The organism is Kaarinaea lacus (assembly GCF_975902315.1).
In genome coordinates this window covers 1-4756 of sequence record NZ_CDLKIE010000317.1, presented here as the reverse complement: position 1 = coordinate 4756, position 4756 = coordinate 1, and the positions used below count along the sequence as shown (strand labels likewise).

The following is a 4756-nucleotide window of genomic DNA, read 5'->3' as shown; positions in this document are numbered from 1 at the left end:
GTTGTCCAGAAGCCCAACACCTGAGAAAACTCAACAAATGGTTGATGAAATAGTTAATGAAATATTGACAAACTATCCGCCGAAGAAATAAATGTAAAGTGCCCACTCCCTCTCCCCTAAGTAGGGGAGAGGGATGGGGTGAGGGGTATGGATTTGAACGTTTACACCCTCACCCTGCCCTCTCCCTCAAGGGAGAGGGAAAATATATTTTTACTTTCATTGTCTCTCAGTAACCGCAAAGTAAAAAAGGTGCTGAGCTCACTCTACGATGATATAGATTACATGTCTCAAAACGGAGAATATGTATGGTTATAAAAAGTTGTATAAACAAATATTTTTCCATCGCCTTGCTGTTATTTTTCGCGAGTTCGCCGTTTCAATTTGCTGTCTCAGCGCCAACACTCCCGCCGCTAAGTAGTCCACCATCCGGAAAGCAACTGACAGGCAAGTTTGTCTGGTTTGAGCTTGCGACGCTGAATTTAGAAAAACAACAAGCATTTTATAGTGATGTGTTTGGCTGGACTTTTCAGACCATCAGTAACACGGATGATCAATATACTCTGGTCAAAAATGGCGATCGCAGCGTGGCCGGTATGTTTAGTATTAAGCCGAGAGAAGGTGTAATAACAGCAGCAGCCTGGATTGGTTTAATGTCCATAGATGATCCCGTCAAAACAGCAAATTTTGTGAAAGCTAATGGTGGTGTCGTTCAAAGCGAACCAAAATCGATTGCTAATCGTGGCACTTATGCCCTCTTAGTGGATCCGGAAGGTGCCTTGTTTGGAGTGCTCAAATCCGAAACGGGCGATCCGCCGGACAGGGAGGTTGGTATAGGAGACTTTTTCTGGATGGATCTTTTTGCGAGGGAGCCAACCAAAGCAGGGGAGTTTTATCAACAAGTTGCAGGCTATGAACTTAGCAAGGGTGAAGTAAAAGAAGATGTTGATCGAGTCATTCTTACATCACATGGTAAGTCCCGTGCCGGTGTCGTACCTTTGCCAGACGAAGCCAATCGAGCCGGTTGGTTGCCTTATATCAGGGTTGCTGATGTTAAAGCTACGCTAAAGAAAGTGACTGCTGCGGGTGGTTTCATTATGGTTGAACCCACTCCGGAATTACTCGATGGCAACCTGGCGATTTTTTCTGATCCACAAGGTGGCGTCATGGGTGTTGTGAAGTGGACCGAACCTGCGACGGATAAGGAGTGACAATCATGAGAAATCAAAAATACTCTCGTCACTCAATCTGCTTATATATAGTGGGCGCTGCATTACTTTCAGCAACACTTTCGGGGTGTTCAACAACCAACGGAGGTCATGTCAGCGGTTCGGTTTATTACAGTACCCATTTCTATGATCCATGGTTCTGGGGACCAGTATATCATCCACCACATTATCGTCCGCCCCCAGTTTGGCATCCACCACCAGGTTATCGTCCACCACCAGGAACGCGTCCACCACCAGGAACGCGTCCACCACCGCCAACGCGTCCGCCACCTGATACGCGTCCACCGCCAGCGACTCGTCCGCCGCCCGACACGCGTCCGCCACCAGGGGGACGACCACCTGTATCGCGCCCTCCAACCGCAAGACCTCCGGCTGCTGGTCCGCCAATGTATCGGCCCATGCCACGCGGTGGTGGGAGGCGGTAAGAAGTGATTTAACAGTAAATAAATGAAAATAAGATCCATTATACTGGCTATTTTCTTTTCTGGTGTATTTATAGATGAGCCATACGCTGCATCATTTTCGGATCGTTTCATAGATCCTGAAGATGGTATGTTTGATACCAGCGAATGGTTGTTGACACATCGTGGTTTCCTGCCAGTTCCCATTATCATTACCGAGCCTGCCGTGGATAACGGATTAGGTATAGCTTTGGCTTTTTTTCATGAACCAAAAAAGTCAAAAGATGATAATGCAAATGAAAATGGCAAAGGCGATAAAGCTGCTGACGATGAGTTAAACGAATCATACAGCGAACGAAAATCTTTGCCGCCGAGTATTTCAGCAGTAATGGGTGCTTATACGGGTAATGACAGCTGGATGGCTGGTGGCTTGCATTGGGGAAGTTGGAAGAATGATTCCATTCGCTACCTGGGTGGTATAGGAAGAATGTCTTTCAATCTGACGTTTTATGGAGCCGATGATTTACCAGTACAATTTGATTACAACCTTGATGGCTGGTTCATTATTCAGAAAGCGCAGTGGCGCATCAGTAACACGAAATATTTTTTCGGTGGCGAAGCAACCTACTTTGATTCTGATAATACTTTTGATACCCAGGGGGCGATTCCGCCGGTGGATAACTGGCAAACTGATATCAAGAATCTTGGTCTTGGTGTTTTGTTTGAATATGACGGCCGGGATAATATTTTTACTCCTGCTGACGGCCTGCATGTCAACTTTAAAAGCAAAATTTATATCGGTGAGGGGGCGCTTTCTAAAAACTTTGAGTATATTCAGTCAGACCTCGGTAGTATAAAGTGGTGGAAACTGAAAGATAACTTGACGCTGGGCTGGCGTATTGATGGTAACTTTACCAGCGGAGAAGTACCTTTTTATGCGCTACCTTTTATAAGCCTGCGTGGTATTCCCATCATGCGTTACCAGGGTGCCCATGTGATTGAAACAGAAGTTGAAGCGCGTTGGAATGTTACGCCACGTTGGGGTATCGTCGGTTTTACCGGTGTCGGCCGAACCGCAGATGAATTGAATGATTTTGGCAGTAGTACCAGTCGCCATACGATAGGTACCGGCTTTCGTTACATGATGGCAAGAAAACTGGGCTTGCATGCGGGATTAGATGTTGCTATGGGACCAGAGGAAACGGTCGTATATATTACTGTGGGTAGTGCCTGGGGGCGGTAGTCATTATTATTATATAGAAAGAAACAGGAGAGCCTGGGTTATGTCTATAGAAAGCAAGATTAAACCAGTTCGCTATCTTACCATTATTGCCGTAATTTCTACTTTGTTCGGCTCATTGCTGATGTTTGTTCTCGGCGCGACAAAAACAGTTCGCGCTTACATCGCGTATTTTGGTAAACCGTTTGAACCAGACAATCCTGAAAGGATGAAGGCTGCAGATCAGGCGACTGCCCATTTGATTCAATCCATAGATGCATTCTTAATCGCACTGGTATTAATGATATTTGCTGTAGGAGTTTATAAACTATTTATACGTGAAAATAAGCCAACAGAGTCGCCAGTCTTTGCCTGGATTAAAATTAATAGCGTCCAGCAATTGAAAGGGATTCTGGTAGAGCTGGTTGTTGTTATTCTGTTTGTGAAGTTTCTGGAAGTGGCCCTGGTAAAACTGGGCTCTCTTGAGTGGGAAATGCTGGTCCTGCCAGTTGCTATTTTATTGCTAGCACTGAGTGTTAAGTTTCTGGAGTTTAAACAATAGTTGATTTCGATGGCCCGACTGCGGATTGTTCACCCCACTGGAACAATTACCGCGTATCGGACATTTACCTGGTTTTATTCCACAGTCTTTCAGGTAGCGGCAGGAATGCGCGTGTACGATACAGCCGCACTAGTGTTTGTTTTCACCAGCTCATATATCGCGACTAGAGGATCCCAGCCCCAGGCGCCAGTCATCAGGGGGTAAATGCCAATCAATGGAAGCGCCACTGCAGCGCCTAACATACCCGGATTGAAACTAACACCTATAACCAGTAACAATCCGATGATCATGCGCGCTGTGCGAGACATGATGCAGATATTGTTTGTAGTAGTATTCATGGTATCTCCTTATCCATATGTACATTGTGGTAAATATCTATTCAACAGGAATCAGGTTAGATTCCATGATTTATAGAGTAGATGAAAAAAGTGGTAGAACTATGAGAGGAATGTGAAGAGACTGTGAAGCTGAATCTGGAGGTTAATGGATTTAATAAACAGTGTTGATAGTGTTACAGGAGTTGCTAGAAATAACCCGCTACATAAAAAAGTATTCCACTGATGCGATTCGAATATTGGAATTTATATTCACCAGTTTTCTCGGTAATCTGTAGAGAATTACTTCCTAACCCGGTGCCAAGGCCGACATTTTTCCAGAAGCGGTACTCAATCCCCAATGTACTATCCGTATAAGTGCCTTCCCAGTCATCAAAAGCAAGAGCAAATGCTTCTGATTTTATGTACCAGTTAAGTTTGGGGTTAATGTTATAAGACAACATAAATGATATAACAGGCAAAGGCACGGTTGTATCTACATTAGCCACATCTGAGTTGGGAGGGTTTGTTACATCTGCGGTAAGTCCCACAGCGACTTTAGTGATATGTAATCCTGCACCGGCCGCCAGTTCAACCTTTTTAGAGTGGTAGAACGACCATAAATAACCCAGTTTAAAAATATCATAGTCTAAATTTGTTTGTGCTCTAGCGCCGACTGGGATAGTGATAGCATTTCCGTCCGGGTCAGTCCAGGTAAACTCTTCATCAATAATTTTATCACCGCTGGATCTAATGCTATACCAGGAATAAGTTAATGCATGTTTTTGGTTAAATCGGTAATGCCCATCCAAACGAAGAACCGTATATTGACTTTCAAGGCCCAGGGTGTCCTGTGGACTGATGGATGCGCCGGCACCCAGGGTGGCGTCTGTTAAAGAAACTGTAGAGTCCATGCTGGGTATTGTATAACCACCAATGGCGATCCGAAATTTGTCCGCTACTTTTTCTTCTTCTGCTTGAGTTAGATTAGGTATTAAAAGAACAATGCATGCCGAAAACAAAACTGAAATAAC

At 44.7% G+C, this 4756-nt stretch carries 6 protein-coding genes; 3 read left to right on the top strand and 3 right to left on the bottom strand.

The genetic code is table 11. The features are described 5' to 3' along the window. The first annotated feature begins 305 nt into the window (after positions 1–305). Positions 306–1208: a VOC family protein gene (locus tag ACWVCM_RS10195; protein ID WP_455201642.1), complete on the top strand. Its 903-nt coding sequence runs from the start codon at positions 306–308 to the stop codon at positions 1206–1208. 220 nt (positions 1209–1428) lie between these two features. On the opposite strand, the gene ACWVCM_RS10190 is transcribed toward ACWVCM_RS10195, so the two are convergent. Beyond that, positions 1429–1626, bottom strand: coding sequence for a hypothetical protein (locus ACWVCM_RS10190; RefSeq protein WP_455201641.1), 198 nt, complete (start codon positions 1624–1626; stop codon positions 1429–1431). A 47-nt stretch (positions 1627–1673) separates the two neighbouring features. Between ACWVCM_RS10190 and ACWVCM_RS10185 the strand changes: the two genes are divergently transcribed. Both ACWVCM_RS10185 and ACWVCM_RS10180 read left to right on the top strand, forming a co-directional pair. Next, positions 1674–2870: a hypothetical protein gene (locus ACWVCM_RS10185; protein ID WP_455201640.1), complete on the top strand. Its 1197-nt coding sequence runs from the start codon at positions 1674–1676 to the stop codon at positions 2868–2870. A 40-nt stretch (positions 2871–2910) separates the two neighbouring features. Next, entirely contained in the window at positions 2911–3408 is a 498-nt protein-coding gene (locus ACWVCM_RS10180) for a YqhA family protein (protein ID WP_455201639.1), read from the top strand. 89 nt (positions 3409–3497) lie between these two features. On the opposite strand, the gene ACWVCM_RS10175 is transcribed toward ACWVCM_RS10180, so the two are convergent. Together ACWVCM_RS10175 and ACWVCM_RS10170 are read right to left on the bottom strand one after the other, a co-directional pair. After that, complete coding sequence (locus ACWVCM_RS10175; RefSeq protein ID WP_455201638.1) at positions 3498–3746, bottom strand: YgaP-like transmembrane domain; 249 nt, start codon at positions 3744–3746, stop codon at positions 3498–3500. 185 nt (positions 3747–3931) lie between these two features. Continuing rightward, positions 3932–4756 (bottom strand): hypothetical protein (locus ACWVCM_RS10170; RefSeq protein WP_455201637.1); only part of this gene is annotated, 825 nt, incomplete at its 5' end.

Bases quoted from the DNA above. Each gene is read 5' to 3' on its own strand.
- ACWVCM_RS10195 (WP_455201642.1), top strand. From the start codon at position 306: ATGGTTATAAAAAGTTGTATAAACAAATATTTTTCCATCGCCTTGCTG.
- ACWVCM_RS10190 (WP_455201641.1), bottom strand. From the start codon at position 1,626: ATGGGCCGATACATTGGCGGACCAGCAGCCGGAGGTCTTGCGGTTGGA.
- ACWVCM_RS10185 (WP_455201640.1), top strand. From the start codon at position 1,674: ATGAAAATAAGATCCATTATACTGGCTATTTTCTTTTCTGGTGTATTT.
- ACWVCM_RS10180 (WP_455201639.1), top strand. From the start codon at position 2,911: ATGTCTATAGAAAGCAAGATTAAACCAGTTCGCTATCTTACCATTATT.
- ACWVCM_RS10175 (WP_455201638.1), bottom strand. From the start codon at position 3,746: ATGAATACTACTACAAACAATATCTGCATCATGTCTCGCACAGCGCGC.